Source organism: Streptomyces sp. NPDC046465 (genome assembly GCF_040646035.1).
Classification (GTDB): domain Bacteria; phylum Actinomycetota; class Actinomycetes; order Streptomycetales; family Streptomycetaceae; genus Streptomyces.
The window spans coordinates 288,566-305,847 of sequence record NZ_JBEYZK010000011.1; the positions used below are offsets into that span (position 1 = coordinate 288,566).

The window sequence follows — 17,282 nt, forward strand, 5'->3', positions numbered from 1 at the left end:
ATCACTGTTCTGTGACTGTCGTCAGGAGTACGCGATAACACGCCGCGACAGGGCCGTAAGAAGCGGCAGGGAAGCCGGGACGGACGTCCCGGTGATGCCCGACCGTGGACCCTGTCGACATAGCGCTTAAGATTCGTACGGTTGAAAGCAGGACCGCCCTCCTGCTGCCCTGAACGGACCCGCCTTGCACGAAGCCTCCCCGCCCACCTCGTGGCGCATCGCGCTGCCGCACACCACGGCAGCCGTGCCTGTGGCGCGCGCACTGGTCCGTACGGCGCTCACCGACATCGAGTCGTCCGCCGACACCGACACCGCCGAGCTGCTCACCGCCGAGCTGGTGGCCAACGCCGTCGAGCACACCGGCGGGCAGGACCCCATAGAGCTGGTGATCGAACTGCTGCCGACCGGCTGCCAGGTCGAGGTGCACGACTCCAACCCGCTGCCGCCCGGCGACCTCACCGACCCGGACGCGTCCTGCGTCCCGGACCCCTGGCAGGAGCACGGGCGCGGCCTGCTCCTGATCCGCACCCTCAGCTCGTCCTGCGGCCACCGCCCCACCGCGTCCGGCAAGGCGGTCTGGTTCACGCTTCCCGCGAGGCCCCCGCACCGGCACTGACCGGGGCCTCGCCCCGGCCGAGCCGCGAGTGGCCGCGGCCGTAGAGCGCGTAGACGACGGCGCCCACCACGAGGAACACGGCGAACTGCAGCCACGTCGTCCAGCCCGTGCCCCAGATCAGATACAGGCAGAAGCCCACGCCGAGGACCGGGCTCACCGGGTAGAGCGGCACCCGGAAGGTGCGCCGCAGTCCGGGGGCGGAGCGGCGCAGCGCGATCACCGCGACATTGACCACGACCATGATCGCCAGGGTGCCGATGGTGGTCAGGCCCACGACGACGTCGAGCGACGAGAAGGCGGCGGGCACGGCGACGACCGCCGCGACGATCCAGGTGTTGGCGACCGGGGTCGAGGTGCGCGGCGAGACGCGTTCGAAGACGCGGGGCATGAGGCCGTCGCGGGACATCGACATCAGGATGCGGGTCTGGCCGTACATCACGGCGAGCACGACGGACGCGATGGCCACGACCGCGCCGAAGGCGATGATGCCGCCGCCGACGGTCGAGTCGGTGACCTGGTTGACGACGAGCGAGAGCGCGGCGGGTTTGTCGGCGACGGAGTCCGGGCCGAGCGCGCCGATGGCGGCGAGCGCCACGGCGACGTAGAGCAGCGTGACGACGCCGATGCAGATCAGGATCGCGAGAGGGATGTTCCGCCGCGGGTCGCGCACCTCCTCGCCCGCCGTGGTGACCGCGTCGAAGCCGATGAACGAGAAGAAGGCGAGCGAGGCGCCCGCGGTGATGCCGGAGACACCCGCGCCCGCGAAGGGCGTGAGGTTGCCGTCCTCGAACGCGGTGAACGCGACGGCGAGGAAGAGCAGCAGGATGGCGATCTTCAGCACCGCCATGGCCGCCGTGGCCCCGGCGCTCTCCCGGATGCCGCGCACCAGGAGGACGGCGGCGAGCAGGATGACCACCACCGCGGGCAGGTTCACCGCGCCGCCCTCGCCCGGTCCCGCGGACAGTGCGGCGGGCAGCTCCCAGCCGGTGAGGCTGTGGAGCAGTTCGTTCAGGTACTGGCTCCAGCCGACGGCGACCGCGGAGACGGAGACGCCGTACTCCAGGAGCAGGCACCAGCCCACGAGGAACGCGGTCCGCTCGCCCAGTGAGGCGTACGCGAAGGAGTACGAGCTGCCCGAGACGGGGATCGCGCCGCCCAGCTCGGCGAACGAGAAGGCGGTGAAGATGCAGGTCACGGCCGCGAGGACGTAGGAGACGGCGACGGCGGGACCGGCCTCGGCGACGGAGTCGGAGAGGCCGACGAAGATGCCGGTGCCGACGATGGCGCCGACGCCGAAGCACACGAGCTGGAAGAGCCCCATGGTGCGCTTCAGGCCGTGGCCTTCGAGGTCCGCCCCCGATTCGGCGACGAGCCGCTCGGGGGACTTGATGCGAAGCCCGGTGGTACGCGTGGGGCTCATGGGGTGGTTCTCGTTTCTGGGGCAGGTCAGGCCAGGGTCGCGACCAGGACCGCCTTGATCGTGTGCAGTCGGTTCTCGGCCTCGTCGAAGACCACGGAGTGGGCCGACTCGAAGACCTCGTCGGTGACTTCCAGGGACGACAGGCCGTACGTCGCGTGGAGCTCTCGCGCGACCTGGGTGCCCAGGTCGTGGAAGGCGGGCAGGCAGTGCAGGAATTTCACGTCCGGGTTGCCGGTGGCGCGCAGGACGTCCATCGTCACCGCGTACGGCGCGAGGGCGGCTATGCGCTCGGCCCAGACCTCCGGCGCCTCCCCCATCGACACCCAGACGTCGGTACCGACGAAATCGGCGCCCAGGACGCCCTCGGCGACGTCCTCGGTGAGCGTGAGCCGGGCGCCACTGGCCTCGGCGAGCGCGCGGGCGCGGGCCACGACCGCCTCGGCGGGCCAGTAGGCCCTGGGCGCGACGATGCGGACGTCCATGCCGAGCAGGGCGCCGGTGACCAGGTAGGAGTTGCCCATGTTGAAGCGGGCGTCGCCGAGGTAGGCGAAGGCGGTCCGGTTCAGGGGCTTGGTGGTGTGCTCGGTCATCGTGAGCACGTCGGCGAGCATCTGGGTCGGGTGCCAGTCATTGGTCAGGCCGTTGTAGACGGGCACCCCCGCGTGGGCGGCGAGCGTCTCGACCGTGTCCTGCGCGTCCCCGCGGAACTCGATGGCGTCGAACATCCGGCCGAGCACCCGGGCGGTGTCCTTGGAGGACTCCTTCTTGCCGATGTGCGAGCCGGACGGGTCGATGTAGGTTGTCGAGGCCCCCTGGTCGGCGGCGGCCACCTCGAAGGCGCAGCGGGTCCTCGTCGAGCTCTTCTCGAAGATCAGCGCGATGTTCCTGCCGTGCAGCCGCCGTGTCTCCGCCCCGGCCTTCTTGGCCGCCTTCAGCTCTGCGGCCAGGTCGACAAGAGCGCGGAACTCGTCGGCGGTGAAGTCCAGCTCCTTGAGGAAGTGGCGGCCGGTGAGATCTGTGGCCATGAGGCGCTCCAGGGATGCGGAAACAGGGGTCGGGATACGGTGACCTTGAAACTATATACGACCTTCCACATTTATATACAGTCGCTACCGCTGTCTCTCACGCCCCGGGCACCGCGTCGCGCTCCACCGGGCAGCTCATGCACCGCGGCCCGCCCCGGCCCCGCCCCAGCTCGCTCCCCAGGATCTCGATCACCTCGATGCCCTGCTTGCGCAGAAAGGTGTTGGTCGTGGAGTTCCTCTCGTACGCGACGACGACACCGGGCTCCACGGCGAGCACGTTGCAGCCGTCGTCCCACTGCTCGCGCTCGGCCGCGTGCACGTCCTGCGTGGCGGTGAGCACGCGGATCGCGTCGAGGCCGAGCGCGGCGGCGATGGCCCGGTGCATGTTCTCGGGCGGATGGTCGGTGACCTTCAACTCCCGGTCGCCGACGCCCGGTTCGATGGTGTACGAGCGGAGCATGCCGAGGCCCGCGTACTGCGTGAAGGTGTCGCCGTCGACCATCGTCATGACCGTGTCGAGGTGCATGAAGGCGCGCCGCTTCGGCATGTCGAGGGCGACGATCGTCTGCGCCGAGCCCGCCGCGAACAGCTTGTGCGCGAGCATCTCGACGGCCTGCGGAGTGGTGCGCTCGCTCATGCCGATGAGCACCGCGCCCTTGCCGATCACCAGGACGTCGCCGCCCTCAATGGTCGAGGGGTAGTCCGCCTGGCCCTGCGACCAGACGTTGAAGTACTCGTCGCGGAAGAGCGGATGGTGCTGGTAGATCGCCTCGAAGTGCACGGTCTCGCGCTGCCGGGCCGGCCAGCGCATCGCGTTGATGGAGACGCCGTCGTAGATCCAGGCGGAGGTGTCGCGGGTGAAGAGGTGGTTGGGCAGCGGGCCGATCAGGAAGTCGTCCAGGTCCATGCAGTGGAAGCGCACCGAGGTCGGCTCCGGGTGCGCCGCCAGGAACTCCCGCTTGGTCATGCCGCCCACCAGCGCCTCGGCGAGCTCCACGGACGGCATCGTCTCGAACGCGGCCCGCAGGTGGTCGGTGGCCAGCGGGCCGTACTCCTTCTCGTCGAAGACCCGGTCCAGGACGAGGAGGCGGGCGGCGGGCACGTCCAGGGTCTCGGTCAGCAGGTCGCCGAAGAGGTGGACCGCCACGCCCCGGTCGCGCAGCACGTCCGCGAACCCGTCGTGCTCCTGGCGGGCCCGGCGCACCCACAGGACGTCGTCGAAGAGGAGCGCGTTCTTGTTGCTCGGAGTCAGCCGCTTGAGCTCCAGATCCGGGCGGTGCAGTATGACGCGGCGCAGCCGCCCGGCTTCGGAGTCGACATGGAATCCCATGGGACCCATCTTTCCCCGGCCGGACGGCCGACGCCCGTCTTTGCGGCCAAAGCCGCCGCACTCGGAGCCGCCGCAATCGGAGCCGCCGTACTCAGAGCCGCGGGTCCACCGGCTCCGACTCCAGGGCGAGGACCCCGAACACCGCCTCGTGCACGCGCCACAGCGGCTCGCCCTCCGCGAGCCGGTCGAGGGCCTCCAGGCCGAGCGCGTACTCCCGGACGGCGAGCGAGCGCTTGTGGCCGAGGGAGCGGCCGCGCAGCGTCCGCAGGTTCTCCGGGCGCGTGTACTCCGGGCCGTAGACGATCCGCAGGTACTCGCGGCCGCGGCACTTGACGCCGGGCTGGACGAGCCTGCCCTGCGCGTTCCTGACCAGCGCCGCCACCGGCTTGACGACCATGCCCTCGCCGCCGCGGCTCGTCATCTCGAGCCACCAGTCGATGCCCGCCCGCACGGAGGCCTCGTCACCGGTGTCGACGTAAAGCCTGCGGGTGGTCTGCAGCAGGTCGGAGCCCTGGCTGCTGTCGTGCTCCACCATGCGGTCGATCAGGGCCAGTTGTTCGTCGTGCGGGAGCCCGGCGAGGCTGCGGCCCTGGACCGCCAGGATCTGGAACGGCGCGATCCGCACGCCCTCAAGGCCCTCGGTCGGCCAGCAGTAGCGGCGGTAGGCGTCGGTGAACGCGGCGGCGTCCTCGGCCCGCCCGCGCTGCCTGGCCAGCAGGTCACCGACGTCGACGCCGCGCGCCGCCGCACCCTCCAGAGCGGCGATCGCGCCGGGGAACGCGGCCCCGGCCGCGGCGCCCACGGCCGCGTACTGCGTACGGAGCAGCCCGGTCGCCTTCAGTGACCACGGCATCAGCTCCGCGTCGAGCAGCAGCCAGTCCGTCCCGAGATCGTCCCACAGGCCTGCCTCGGTGATGGCGCCGCGCAGCCGCCCGAGCAGCTCCTCGGTGGCGGCCGGATCGCTGAAGAAGGGACGGCCCGTGCGGGTGCAGAGGGAACCGGTCGGGCCCCCTTCGACCCCGAAGCGGTCGCGGGCCACGTCCGCGTCGCGGCAGACCAGGGCCACCGCGCGCGAGCCCATGTGCTTCTCCTCGCACACCACGCGGGCCACACCGTCCTCGGCGTAGGCGGCGAACGCCTCGGCCGGGTGCTCCAGATAGCCGTCCCGCTGCGACGTGGCCGTCGGCGCCATCGTGGGCGGCAGGTAGGGCAGCAGCCGCGGGTCGACGGCGAAGCGGCTCATGACCTCCAGGGCCGCGGCCGCGTTCTCCTCGCGCACGGCGACGCGGCCCGCGTGCCGCGTCTCCACCGTGCGGCGGCCGTGCACGTCGGTCAGGTCGAGCGGGCGTCCGTCGTGGCCGCCCGGCGCCTCGGTGCGCAGCGGCTTGGACGGCTCGTACCAGACGCGCTCCGCCGGTACGTCGACGAGCTCGCGCTCCGGCCAGCGCAGCGCGGTCAGACTGCCGCCGAAGACGGCGCCGGTGTCCAGGCAGATGGTGTTGTTCAGCCAGGTGGCGGTGGGCACCGGGGTGTGGCCGTAGACGACCGCGGCCCGGCCCCGGTAGTCCTCCGCCCACGGGTAGCGCACCGGCAGGCCGAACTCGTCGGTCTCGCCGGTCGTGTCCCCGTACAGCGCGTGCGAGCGGACCCGCCCGGACGTGCGCCCGTGGTACTTCTCGGGCAGACCGGCGTGGCAGACGACGAGCCTGCCCTCGTCAAGGACGTAGTGCGAGACAAGGCCGTCGACGAACTCCCGCACCTGCGCGCGGAATTCCTCGCTCTCCCCCGCCAGCTGCTCGACGGTCTCGGCGAGGCCGTGCGTGTGCTGGACGCCCCGGCCCTTCAGATACCGGCCGAGCTTGTTCTCGTGGTTGCCGGGCACGCAGAGCGCGGTGCCCGCGGCGACCATCGACATCACGCGGCGCAGCACGCCAGGGGTGTCCGGGCCGCGGTCGACGAGGTCGCCGACGAACACGGCCGTACGGCCCTCCGGGTGGGCGCCGTCGACGTAGCCGAGCTTGCCGAGCAGGGTCTCCAGCTCGGCGGCGCAGCCGTGGATGTCGCCGATGATGTCGAAGGGGCCGGTGAGGTGGGAGAGGTCGTTGTAGCGCTTCTCGGTGACGACGGTGGCGCCCTCGACCTCCGCCACGCCCCGCAGGACGTGCACCTTGCGGAAGCCCTCGCGCTCCAGGTGCTTCAGGGAGCGGCGCAGTTCGCGCTGGTGGCGCTGGATGACGCGGCGCGGCAGGCCCGCCCGGTCCTCGCGGGTGGCGTTGCGCGCGGCGCAGACCTCCTCGGGCACGTCGAGCACGATCGCGATGGGCAGCACGTCGTACTGCCTGGCCAGCTCGATCAACTGCTTGCGGCTCTCGCCCTGCACGTTGGTCGCGTCGACGACGGTGCGGCGGCCCGCGGCCAGGCGCTTGCCCGCGATGTAGTGCAGCACGTCGAAGGCGTCGCGGCTCGCGCTCTGGTCGTTCTCGTCGTCGGCGACGAGCCCGCGGCAGAAGTCGCTGGATATGACCTCGGTGGGCTTGAAGTGCCGGTGCGCGAAGGTGGATTTGCCGGAGCCGGTGGCGCCGACGAGGACGACCAGGGAGAGGTCGGTGACGGGGAGGGTGCGCCGCACGGCCGGGGCGGCGCCGGTGTCGTTCGTCATGCGGCCCGCACCTCCTTCCTGGTCGTCTCGGTCCTGCCGGATGTCCGCGTCTTCTCGCTCCGGGTGAAGGCCGCCATCTGCGTGGGCGGTCCCACCTCGGGGTCGTCGTCCCCGACGGGCACGAACTCCACTCCGTAGCCGTGCCGTTCGGCCACCCGGTGGGCCCACGCCCGGAACTCCTCGCGCGTCCACTCGAAGCGGTGGTCCCCGTGGCGGACGTGTCCGGCGGGGAGCGTTTCCCAGCGGACGTTGTACTCCACGTTCGGCGTCGTCACGAGGACGGTGCGGGGTCGCGCGGAGCCGAACACCGCGTACTCCAGGGCGGGCAGGCGCTCCGGGTCGAGGTGTTCGATCACTTCGCTGAGCACCGCGGCGTCGTACCCCTTGAGCCGCTTGTCGGTGTACGCGAGCGAGCCCTGCAGGAGCTTGACGCGCTGCGCCGTGCGCTCGCCCATGCGGTCAAGGCGCAGCCGCCGCGAAGCGACGGTCAGCGCGCGCATGGACACGTCGACGCCGACGATCTCCGTGAAGCGCACGTCATCGAGGAGCGCCTGCACCAACTGGCCCTGGCCGCAGCCCAGATCGAGCACGCGGCCGGACCCGGCGGCGGTCAGCGCGGCGAGGATCGCCTCGCGGCGCCGCACGGCGAGCGGCACCGGCTTCTCCTCGGTGTCGGACTCCTCGTCGACGGCGTTGTCGATCTCCTCGACGTCCGTGTCGTCCGCGTCGGCGAGCCGCACCAGTTCGAGCCGCTCCGTGGCCTCCCGGGTCAGGGAGCGGCGCCGCGCGAGGTAGCGGCTGGTGATGACCTGCTGTTCCGGGTGGCCCGCGAGCCAGCCCTCCCCGGCCCGCAGCAGCTTGTCGACCTCGTCCGGTGAGACCCAGTAGTGCTTGGCGTCGTCGAGGACGGGCAGCAGGACGTACAGGTGCCGCAGCGCCTCGCCCAACGTCAGCTTCCCGTCGGGCACTTCGAGTACGAGCTGTACGTACCGCGAGTCGCCCCACGCGGGGAAGCGCATGTCCAGCGGGACCGGCGTCACCGTCACCATCCAGCCGAGCGGCTCGAAGAGCGCCCGTACCAGCTCGGCGCCGCCACGCGCGGGCAGGGCGGGCACCTCGACGCGGAGCGGCAGGGGCCGGGCGGCCCGCTCGGGGAGCGCCTTGCACACCCCGCGCATCGCGCTGGAGAACACCGAGCTCAGCGCGACGGCGAGCAGCGAAGAGGCCGCGTACGGACGGTCGTTGACGTACTGCGCGAGCGCCGCGTCGGGCGCGCCGCCGCGCCCCTTGCCCTTGGCGCGCCGCACGAGCGCGATGGGGTCGACCTCAAGCAGCAGCGCGGCGGTGCAGCGCTCAGCGGTCGCCTCGGGGTAGAGGACATGCGCGGTCCCGTGGGACAGCTTGCCGAGATAGCTGCGGTCCGGATGCTTGTGCAGCAAGAAGCCCAGGTCAGTGGCCGGGTTCTGCGCATCGCCTGTAGTCGAGATCGTCAAGAACACACGGTCGAGTATCGCGTTCCGGGGCGTCGAAGGCCACGGGGTTTGTGGGCGAAAGCGGTCTCGGGGCGGGGCTCGGGGGTCAGGGGGCGGGGCTCGGGAGGGGGCGGGGCTCGGGGGGCGGGGCTCGGTGACAGGGTGTCGCGCGACGACCGCGCGCCCGGCCGCCTGATCGCGGAACCCGGTCGGCCGCACCCGGCGGGCACCCGCCGGGCAGCCGGTGTCGGATGGCAGCAGCGCGGCGGGCGCCCCCTTTCCTCCCCCGACAGGGGCCTCGCCGCGCGTCGACCACCCGCACGGCCCCGGAGACCCCGACATGCGCCGCATCGCCCGCACCCTCACCGCGTCCGCCGCCCTGGCCCTCGCGCCATCCACCGCGGCGTACGCCTGGGAGGGCGCCGACGCCTCGGCGTCCCCCTCCACCGCCGCCCCCGGGGCGACGGTGGAGATCACGGTGTCCTGCCCCAAGAGCGACCAGGAGTTCGTCTCCGCCGACAGCCAGGCTTTCTCCGGCGGGTCCGTGCAGCTCGACATGCTCGACATGTACGGGGGCGGCGGCGCGAACCAGCACGGCGGGCAGACCCACTACCGCGGCTCGGCCGTGCCGGCCGGAGCGTCCGGTTTCCACCGCGGCGGCCCCGAGGCCGTGGGCGGACAGTCGTCGTGGGGCATCGACGGCACGTGCCCGGACGGCGAACAGTGGAACACCGGCGTCTGGCGCGGCGGCGCGTCAAGAGCACCGGCACCGGGAATGAGAACCTGCCGAGCCTGGACCAACTGACCAACCGCCCTACGGCGAGCCACAACCGCTGGTTGTGCGTACTTAAGCTGGAGCGATGGACACCGAGGCAGTGCGATCGTTCGTCCGGGCGGCCGAGCTAGGACAGTTGCGGCACGCGGCCGACGAGCTGGGCGTGACGCAGCAGGCCGTCTCGAAGCGGATCTCCGCCCTGGAGCGCGAGCTGGCGGTCCGCCTCTTCACCCGTACCGCCCGGGGCGTCGAGCTGACCCTCGACGGCCAGGCCTTCCTCCCGCACGCGCAGAGCATCGTCACGGGCGTCGACCGCGCCGCTGCCGCGGTCGGGCCGGGCTCACGGTCCCTGCGGATCGACGTTCTCGGCCTGCGCAGCGCCCAGGCCGTCATCCTGCACGACTACTGGCGCGCGCACCCCGGAACCGACCTCGACGTGGTGACCCTCAGGGTCGACGACCCGCAGGTGGCGGCTGCCGCCGTCCGGGCGGGCGAGGTCGACGCCTCGTTCCGCACCGTCACCGATCCCGCCGCGCTCCCGCCCGACGTGCGGATGATCCACGCCTTCGACTCCCCCCTTGAACTTCTCGTCGGCCCCCGGCACCCGCTCGCCGCCGCCCGCACCCTGACCCCGGACCGGCTGCGCAAGCTGCGGATCCGGGTGCCGGGCATCGCGCCCCGCAGCGAATGGGCGGAGTTCTACGACCAGCTCGTCACCGCCTTCGACCTCCGCATCGACGCGGCGGGCCCGAACTTCGGCAACGAGGTGCTGCTCGACGCGCTCGCGGACTCCGCCGACGTGGCCACGCTCGTCGGCGCGCGCGACCGGTACCTCTGGCCGGCCGGCCACGACCTGCGCCGCATCCCGATCGTCAACCCGACGCTCGCCTACCCGCTCTCCCTGCTGCTGCCCCGCACGAATCCGCACCGTGGGCTCCGGGCGGTCATCAAGCATTTCGTGGGCCTGCCACCGCTCCCCGGACCGGTCTGGCGCCCGTCCTGGCCGACCGGGCACTAGACTCGAACATGTGAACGAATCACGCCCGCCGACCCGCCTCGACCTGCTGCGCTTCCTGGAACGCGTCCAGGTGGGCGACCTGAAGCGCACGCGCGGATGGATCGCGGACGAGGAGCGGCGCGAGGCCGAGCGGCGCCGCGGCGAGCGGGCCAGGCCGCCGGTCCCCGACTGGGTGATCGAACAGGGCCTCGGCGGGCGGGCCCCGGTGTACGTGCACGTCGGGGGCTGCCACATGGCGGGCAAGCGCGTACGCGGCGTCGCCCGCGACGCGGCCCGCCGCGCCCTCGCCGAGAACGTCGACCCGTGCCCGCACTGCCGCCCCGACACCGGGCTCGGCGTGCTGGACTGAGCCGCGGCTGTCCCGGCACACCGGCCCCGGCGCCCCGCTCTACTCCCGCGTGAGCAGCCCCGCGCGCAGCCGTGCCAGGGTCCGGGCGAGGAGGCGGGACACATGCATCTGCGAGATGCCCAGGACGTGGCCGATGTCGGCCTGGGTCATCTCCTGGCCGAAGCGCAGCTCGATGATGCGGCGTTCCCGTTCGTCGAGCTCCGCCAGGAGCGGGGCCAGGGCGTGGAGGTGTTCGACGACCTCGATCGCGGGGTCCAGATCGCCCATCACCTCGGCGAGCGAGCGGCCGCTCCTGTTCACGTCGCCGTCGTCGCCGAGGTCGTGCGGGGCGTCCAGGGACCCGGCGGCGTAACCGTTGGCGGCCACGATGCCCTCGAGGACCTGCTCCTCGGTCACGCCCACGTCGGCCGCGAGCTCCTTGACCGTCGGTTCGCGGCCGAGCACGGACGACAGCCGCTCCTGGGACTTGGCCAGTTCGGTACGGAGCTCCTGAAGCCTGCGCGGGACGTGCACGGCCCAGCTGGTGTCCCGGAAGTACCGCTTGATCTCACCGAGGATGCAGGGGACGGCGAACGAGACGAACTCGAACCCTCGGTCCATGTCGAATCGGTCGATCGCCTTGATCAGACCGACGGTCCCCACCTGGACGATGTCCTCCAGCTGGCCGTTGCCGCGGTTGCGGAAGCGGCCCGCCACGTAGTGCACCAGGGAGAGGTTCATCTCGATGAGGGTGTCGCGCGTGTACGTGTGCTCGGGCGATCCCTCCTCCACCGTCTTGAGCTGCTCGAAGAAGAGCTTCGACAGCTCCCGGGCGTCCTTCGGCGCGACCTGGTCCGCTTCCTCGATCCGCGGCAGTACGGCGTCCTCGCCGCGCTGCGGGCCGATGAACTCTCCCCGGTGCGGCACGTGGAACCCGACGCGCTGCGGTCCGACGACCTGCGCACGCCGCGGTCCGACGAAGCCGCCCCGCACCCTCCGGTTCGGCTCAGTGGCCTCGTTCACGCCGACTGCCCGACGAAACATCGTCCGATCCCCTCTACGCTTGACCTGCACTGTTCAACCCGTGACCACGGTGAAGGGGATGCCTTCCCGGTCCCCGAGCACCGCCTGGCGCCGGGAACTGCGCCCCGACGGCGGTGAGATCACGCGCCCGCCCCACGCCACGGCCGCGGCGGCCACCGCGTCGACGTCGGCGACCCGGAAGCCCGTGTGCCAGCGGTGCCGCCCCTCGGAGCCCGGCGCCGCCCCGCTCCTGAGCGAGGCGACCGTGCGCCGGCCGTCCCGCACCGCGATCCGCTCGTCGACGTACTCCACGTCGCAGCTGACCTCCGGGTCCCCGGCCCAGCCGAGAACGCCGCCGTAGAAGAGGGCTGCCGCGAAGATGTCCCGCGTGTGCAGGTCGAGCCGGGCGACCGGGCCCTGGCCGACCGCCCAGCGCAGGTCCGGGGTCTTCTGGCGCAAGCCGAACACCGCGTCCTCCGGCCCCGCCACCACGGCGACCCGCCCGGTGCCGGTGGTCAGCGGCCCGACCGCGACGGTGGCGCCGCGCTCCCGGAGCCGGGCCACGGCGACATCCACGTCGTGGACGAGGAAGTACGGCATCCAGCTCGCGTAGCCGCCGAGTTCGCTGGCGGACTCGCTGACGGTCCCCACCGGCGCCCCGGCCTTGAGCGCCAGGGACCGGGGGCGGCCCGCCGAGCCGAGCAGCGGCACATGGCACCAGCCGAGGACCCGGCCGTAGAACTCCTCGGCGGCCCGGAGATCGCGCGAGACCAGGCTCAGCCAGCACGGCGCTCCGTACGCCGTGCCCGAAGCGCCCGGCGGCGGGCCGCCTCCGAGGGCGGCGGGCCCGCGTTCGCCGGGCGGGACGAGGCGCAGTGCTCTGGTCTTCCAGAACGTCCCGCTCGCCGACCCCGGGCGGTTGCCCACACTCATGTCTCCTGGCACAGCCTTCTCCCTCAACCGGTTCCTGGCGTCTGAGGTGTGGTTCCGCAGACCGGAACCGACATACCGGGACTTTCCTCACTCACCAGAGGGACAAAGGTCCTCACGTGGTCACGGGAGAAGGTCACGGGGAGAAGGTCACGGGGTGGGCGCGTCCGGGGCTTCGGCGACCTGGCGCAGGGTGCGGCCGCTGAGGGCGGAGCGGGCCCGCCGCGGGTCGGGGGTCCCGCCGCCCTTGCCGCGCGCCGATCCGGCCCGTACGAGCAGCCAGGTCGGTTTGGCGGATCCGCCGCCCTGCTCCTCGCGGCCGTGGAACCGGGTGAGCGCGTACTGTCCGCGCAGCTTCTCGCCGTGCAGCTCGAACGTGGCGTGGCCGTTCTCCAGGGACCGGGCGAACGGCACGGGCCGCTTCTGCTTGTCGTGGCTGGCCGGCCGGTAGGTGCCGCGGTCCCAGACGATGACCGTCCCGCCGCCGTACTCACCCTCGGGGATCACACCCTCGAAGTGCCGGTACTCCATGGGGTGGTCCTCGGTGGGGATGGCGAGCCGCTTGTCGTGCGGGTCGGTGGAGGGCCCTTTGGGGACCGACCAGGACTTGAGCACACCGTCGACCTCCAGGCGGAAGTCGAAGTGCATCGTGCTCGCGTCGTGGATCTGCACCACGAACACGGGCTCGTCGTCCTGCCGGTCCGACACGACCCGGTCCGGCGCGACCCCGTCCGGCGAGGCCCCGTCCGGCGAGGCCCCGTCCGGCGCGGCACCCTCCGCCCGCGCCGCCCGGTCGCCGCTCGGTTCGGCCGTCCTGTCGAAGCGCCGCTTCCCGCGGTAGGCCCGCAGACCGTCCTTCTCGCTCACGACAGGCTCCTTCGCGTCGGGTCGCCCCCAGGGCGCTTCTCGCCGATCTCCTCCTGGCGACGGTACGGGAGGCCGCGCCGACCGGCGCGGTGTCGGCTCTTGCCCCACTCACGTCGGTAAACGACCGCGTTGATCCGGCGACAATCGTTTATTGATCGAGGGGGGACACCCTGTGCCCGTCGCTATTCGGGGGAAGACAGGGAACTTCAGTGTCCGATACACGCATATCGGTGGTCGTACACGCCACCGACCCCCTCAGCCGGGCCGGAGTGATCAGCCATCTCCGGCACGAGCCGACCGTCGAGCTCCTGGAGCGGCCCGGGGAGGCCCCGCAGGCGCCCGAGACCGACCGGGCGGCGGCACCGGCCACGCCCGGCCGGGTCGCCGTCATGCTCGTGGACCGGCTCGACGACCCGGCGGGCGCCGAGCTGCGCCGCCTGACCAGAGCCACCGAACAGCGCGTCGTGCTGATCGCGAGCGAACTGCGCGAGCCGGAGCTGCTCTCAGTCGTCGAGTACGGCGTACGGGCCATCCTCTGGCGGCACCAGGCGACCCCGCAGAAGCTGCTGCGTGCCGTGCACAGCGCGGCGCGCGGCGAAGGGGAACTGCCGCCCGATCTCATCAACCGGCTCATGAGCCAGCTGGGCCGCCTGCGGCTCTCGTCGCTCGACGGCCCGCCGTCCGCCGTCGGCGCCCTGCCCACGCTGGGCATGGCGCCCCGCGAGGTGGACGTCGTACGGCTGATCGCGGAGGGTCTGGACACCAAGCAGATCTCGGAGAAGCTCGCCTACTCCGAACGCACCGTGAAGAACGTCCTGCACGCGCTGATGACGCGCCTGCAGCTGCAGAACCGCGCGCATGCCGTCGCGTATGCGCTGCGGGAGGGATACATCTGATGCGACCGAACCACCTCCCTTCACGGACCCCCGGGTCCGGACCACGTACGCGGGAGGCCCGGCCGTGATCCACGAAGTGGACGAGGCGCTGCGCGCGCTGCTGCGCGGGGCGCTCCCCGAGGGCAGTGGCGAGGTCGTCTTCGAGGCGCCGACCCGCGACTGGGCGGCGCGGCGCAACGCGCCCACGCTCAACTCGTACCTGTACGACATCCGCGAGGACGTGGCCCGGCGCGAGCGCGGCGCCTACGCCGAGCGGGGGCCGGACGGCACGGTGCTGCGCAGGCGGCAGCCGCCGCGCTGGTTCCGGCTCTCCTACCTGCTCACCGCCTGGACCAACCGCCCCGAGGACGAGCACCGGCTCCTCTCGGCCGCCCTCGGCACCCTGCTCTCGCACGAGCTCCTTCCGCCCGAGGACCTGCCCGACGCGCTCGCGGCGCTGCAGGCCACCCTGCCGCTGACCGTCGCGGTGCCGCCGACCGAGTCCCGGTCCATCGCGGACGTCTGGTCGGCGCTCGGCGGTGAGCTGAAGCCGTCCCTCGACGTGGTGATCACCGTGCCGTTCCCGGTGTCGCCGACGTACACCGTGGCACCGCCGGTCACCGAGGGCGCGGTCGTCGCCGTCCGCGGCTTCGACGGCGAGCCGGGCGACGCACGGCCCCGGATGCTGCGCAAGCAGCGTGACGACGGGGCTGGGACCAACGGGACGGGGTCCAACGGGGCGGAGACCCGGTGAGCGCCGCCGAAGTGATGCTGGCGCGGCTGGAGTCGCTGCGCGGCCGGGTGGCCGGTCTCGTCGAACGGCGCGGCGCGGACGACCCCACGGCGGGAGACCCGCTGCGCGGCCTGTACGTCACGCCCGAGACCGCACACCGCCTCGCCACCGCTCCCGCGGCGGAGCCTGCCTCCGCACCGGACCCCATGGAGACGGGAACGGAGACAGGAACGGAGACGGGAACGGAGACCGAAGGCGGTGGGGGCGCCGCCGATCCGCTGGCGCAGCTGGCACAGCGGTTCGGGCTCAGCCCGCTCGACCGGCACATCCTCCTCACCGCCCTCGCCCCCGACGTCGACCGGCGCTTCGAGCCGCTGTACGGCTACCTCAACGACGACGTCGGGCGCCGCAGGGCCACCGTGGCGCTGGCCCTCGACCTGTCGGGCACCGGCCCGCACGACCCGCTCGCCCGCACCCGTTTCCACCCGCAGGCACCCCTGCGCGCCGGTGGCCTCATCGTCATCGAGGACGAGGAGCGGCCGCTGCCGGGACGTGCCCTGCGCGTACCGGAGCGGGTGGTCGCCCAGCTCCTCGGCGACGACGCCCTCGACCCGGAACTGGTCGGCCAGGACGTCGAATTGCTCACCGGCGAGGCCGCGGCACCGGCCCACCCGCTCGCCACCCGCATCGCCGACCTCTCCGCCGGGCAGCCGCTCCTCGTCCACCTGCGCGAGCGCAGGGAGGGCACCGCGGCGGAGCCGGTGGTCGACGCGCTCCGGGCGGCGGGGCTGCCCGTTCTGCGCTACCGGCCCCCGGCAAGGACCGGGGACGGCACGGCCGCGACCGCGACCGCCACCGCGCTCGTGCGCGAGGCCCGGCTGCGGCAGGCCGCGCTCGTCGTGGGCCCGCTGCCGACCGAACCCGGCGCCCTGGTGCGGTCCCTGGCGACCGGCGACATGCCCGTGGTGTTCTTCGGCAGCGAACCGTACGACCCCGGCTGGGCGCCGGACGCCGGGCTGCTCGCGCTTGACGCGCCGCAGGACGGCCTCGACCTGCCCGGGGCCTGGCACACCGAGCTCACCCGGCACGTCCCCGCGTACGAGCCGGACTTCGACCTCGGCGAGGCCGTCGCGCCGTACCGGCTCAGCGGCACGCAGATCAGCCGTGCCGCGCGGGGCGCCGCGGGCCTCGCCGCCTTCGAGGGCACCCCGCCGACCGCCGCGCACCTCCAGCGCAACGCCCGGCTGCAGTCCGCTCCCCTGCTCGACAAGCACGCCCGGCGCATCCGGCCCGAGGTCGGCTTCGGCGATCTCGTGCTGCCGGACGAGCCGCTCGGCCTGCTCCACGAGTTGGCCCTGCGCGCCCGGCACCGCGACAAGGTGCTCGGCGAGTGGCGGCTGCGGACCGGCGGCGGGCGCGGGCGCGGGGTCGTCGCGCTGTTCGCCGGGGACTCCGGCACCGGCAAGACGCTGTCGGCCGAGGTGGTCGCCGGTGAGCTGGGCCTCGACCTGTACGTGGTGGACCTGTCGGCCGTCGTCGACAAGTACGTCGGGGAGACGGAGAAGAACCTGGAGCGGATCTTCATCGAGGCGGACCGCACGGACGCGGTGCTGCTGTTCGACGAGGCCGACGCCGTCTTCGGCAAGCGCTCGGAGGTCAAGAGCTCGCACGACCGGTACGCCAACCTGGAGAGCGCGTACCTGCTGCAGCGCCTTGAGGCGTTCGACGGGATCGCGGTGCTGACCACGAACCTGCGGGCCAACATCGACGACGCGTTCACCCGCCGCCTCGACCTGGTCGTCGACTTCCCGTTCCCGGACGCCGAGCAGCGCGTCGCCCTGTGGCGCACCTGCCTGGCCGACACGCCCTGCGAGCCGGACATGGACGACGAACTCGGGCGGTGCGCGAAGGAGTTCGAGCTGTCCGGCGGCGCCATCCGGTCGGCCGCGGTGACCGCCGCGTATCTGGCGGCGGGGCACGGCGGCCCGGTCAGGGGCGAGGACGTGCGGGCCGGCGCGCTGCGGGAGTACCGCAAGATGGGCCGCCTGGTGCCGGGCGGGTCACTGCCCTGGCAGTGACACCGGAAGTGGCCCACGAAGAGGAAGGGGCGGGTGGCGTGCCGAGCACGAGCTGCAGGTCGCCCTTGTGGTCGGCAGGGGGCTCACCAACCACGAGGTGGCGGAGCGGCTCTTCCTCAGCGTGAAGACCGTC

Annotated in this window: 15 protein-coding genes; 7 read left to right on the plus strand and 8 right to left on the minus strand. The window is 72.6% G+C overall.

Going from position 1 to position 17,282, the window contains the following annotated elements; genetic code table 11:
* Positions 1-169 precede the first annotated feature (169 nt).
* A complete protein-coding gene (locus tag ABZ953_RS19460; RefSeq protein WP_361725116.1) occupies positions 170-616 on the plus strand; it encodes an ATP-binding protein in 447 nt (148 codons plus the stop codon).
* Here the strand turns inward: ABZ953_RS19460 and ABZ953_RS19465 are convergent.
* From ABZ953_RS19465 to ABZ953_RS19485, 5 genes are all read right to left on the minus strand, one after another.
* Positions 582-2,036 (minus strand): amino acid permease, encoded by a 1,455-nt coding sequence (locus ABZ953_RS19465; protein ID WP_361725029.1) that lies wholly within the window; start codon positions 2,034-2,036, stop codon positions 582-584. The two genes, ABZ953_RS19460 and ABZ953_RS19465, sit on opposite strands and share 35 nt — an antisense overlap.
* Positions 2,037-2,062: 26 nt before the next feature.
* A complete protein-coding gene (argF, locus tag ABZ953_RS19470; protein ID WP_361725032.1) occupies positions 2,063-3,061 on the minus strand; it encodes an ornithine carbamoyltransferase in 999 nt (332 codons plus the stop codon).
* A gap of 97 nt (positions 3,062-3,158) precedes the next feature.
* Entirely contained in the window at positions 3,159-4,391 is a 1,233-nt protein-coding gene (locus ABZ953_RS19475; RefSeq protein WP_361725035.1) for an arginine deiminase, read from the minus strand.
* A gap of 91 nt (positions 4,392-4,482) precedes the next feature.
* Entirely contained in the window at positions 4,483-7,050 is a 2,568-nt protein-coding gene (locus ABZ953_RS19480) for a polynucleotide kinase-phosphatase (protein WP_361725038.1), read from the minus strand.
* Entirely contained in the window at positions 7,047-8,549 is a 1,503-nt protein-coding gene (locus tag ABZ953_RS19485) for a 3' terminal RNA ribose 2'-O-methyltransferase Hen1 (RefSeq protein WP_361725041.1), read from the minus strand. The genes ABZ953_RS19480 and ABZ953_RS19485 overlap by 4 nt, the downstream gene beginning before the upstream one ends.
* A 313-nt stretch (positions 8,550-8,862) precedes the next feature.
* On the opposite strand from ABZ953_RS19485, the gene ABZ953_RS19490 reads away from it, so the two are divergent.
* The 3 genes from ABZ953_RS19490 to ABZ953_RS19500 are packed head-to-tail and all read left to right on the plus strand — an operon-like array spanning position 8,863 to position 10,664.
* Positions 8,863-9,327, plus strand: coding sequence for a hypothetical protein (locus tag ABZ953_RS19490; protein ID WP_361725044.1), 465 nt, complete (start codon positions 8,863-8,865; stop codon positions 9,325-9,327).
* Between the two features lie 55 nt (positions 9,328-9,382).
* Positions 9,383-10,315, plus strand: coding sequence for a LysR family transcriptional regulator (locus ABZ953_RS19495; protein ID WP_361725047.1), 933 nt, complete (start codon positions 9,383-9,385; stop codon positions 10,313-10,315).
* Between the two features lie 10 nt (positions 10,316-10,325).
* The gene (locus ABZ953_RS19500; RefSeq protein WP_361725050.1) at positions 10,326-10,664 is read left to right on the plus strand and encodes a DUF6233 domain-containing protein; all 339 of its coding nucleotides are present in this window, start codon (positions 10,326-10,328) and stop codon (positions 10,662-10,664) included.
* A gap of 39 nt (positions 10,665-10,703) precedes the next feature.
* Here the strand turns inward: ABZ953_RS19500 and ABZ953_RS19505 are convergent, their stop codons facing one another.
* The 3 genes from ABZ953_RS19505 to ABZ953_RS19515 form a co-directional block, all read right to left on the minus strand.
* A complete protein-coding gene (locus tag ABZ953_RS19505) occupies positions 10,704-11,570 on the minus strand; it encodes a SigB/SigF/SigG family RNA polymerase sigma factor (RefSeq protein ID WP_361725119.1) in 867 nt (288 codons plus the stop codon).
* 150 nt (positions 11,571-11,720) lie between these two features.
* Positions 11,721-12,599 (minus strand): VOC family protein, encoded by an 879-nt coding sequence (locus tag ABZ953_RS19510; RefSeq protein ID WP_361725053.1) that lies wholly within the window; start codon positions 12,597-12,599, stop codon positions 11,721-11,723.
* Positions 12,600-12,746: 147 nt separating this feature from the next.
* Complete coding sequence (locus ABZ953_RS19515) at positions 12,747-13,463, minus strand: DNA polymerase ligase N-terminal domain-containing protein (RefSeq protein ID WP_361725056.1); 717 nt, start codon at positions 13,461-13,463, stop codon at positions 12,747-12,749.
* A 209-nt stretch (positions 13,464-13,672) separates the two neighbouring features.
* Between ABZ953_RS19515 and ABZ953_RS19520 the strand changes: the two genes are divergently transcribed.
* The 3 genes from ABZ953_RS19520 to ABZ953_RS19530 all read left to right on the plus strand — a co-directional run bounded on the left by ABZ953_RS19520 (position 13,673) and on the right by ABZ953_RS19530 (position 17,149).
* Positions 13,673-14,359: a response regulator transcription factor gene (locus ABZ953_RS19520; RefSeq protein ID WP_361725059.1), complete on the plus strand. Its 687-nt coding sequence runs from the start codon at positions 13,673-13,675 to the stop codon at positions 14,357-14,359.
* A 64-nt stretch (positions 14,360-14,423) separates the two neighbouring features.
* Positions 14,424-15,092, plus strand: a complete 669-nt coding sequence (locus tag ABZ953_RS19525; RefSeq protein ID WP_361725061.1) for a DUF4255 domain-containing protein — start codon at positions 14,424-14,426, stop codon at positions 15,090-15,092.
* A gap of 14 nt (positions 15,093-15,106) precedes the next feature.
* On the plus strand, positions 15,107-17,149 hold the full coding sequence (locus ABZ953_RS19530) for an ATP-binding protein (protein WP_361725122.1): 2,043 nt from the start codon (positions 15,107-15,109) through the stop codon (positions 17,147-17,149).
* Positions 17,150-17,282: the final 133 nt, after the last annotated feature.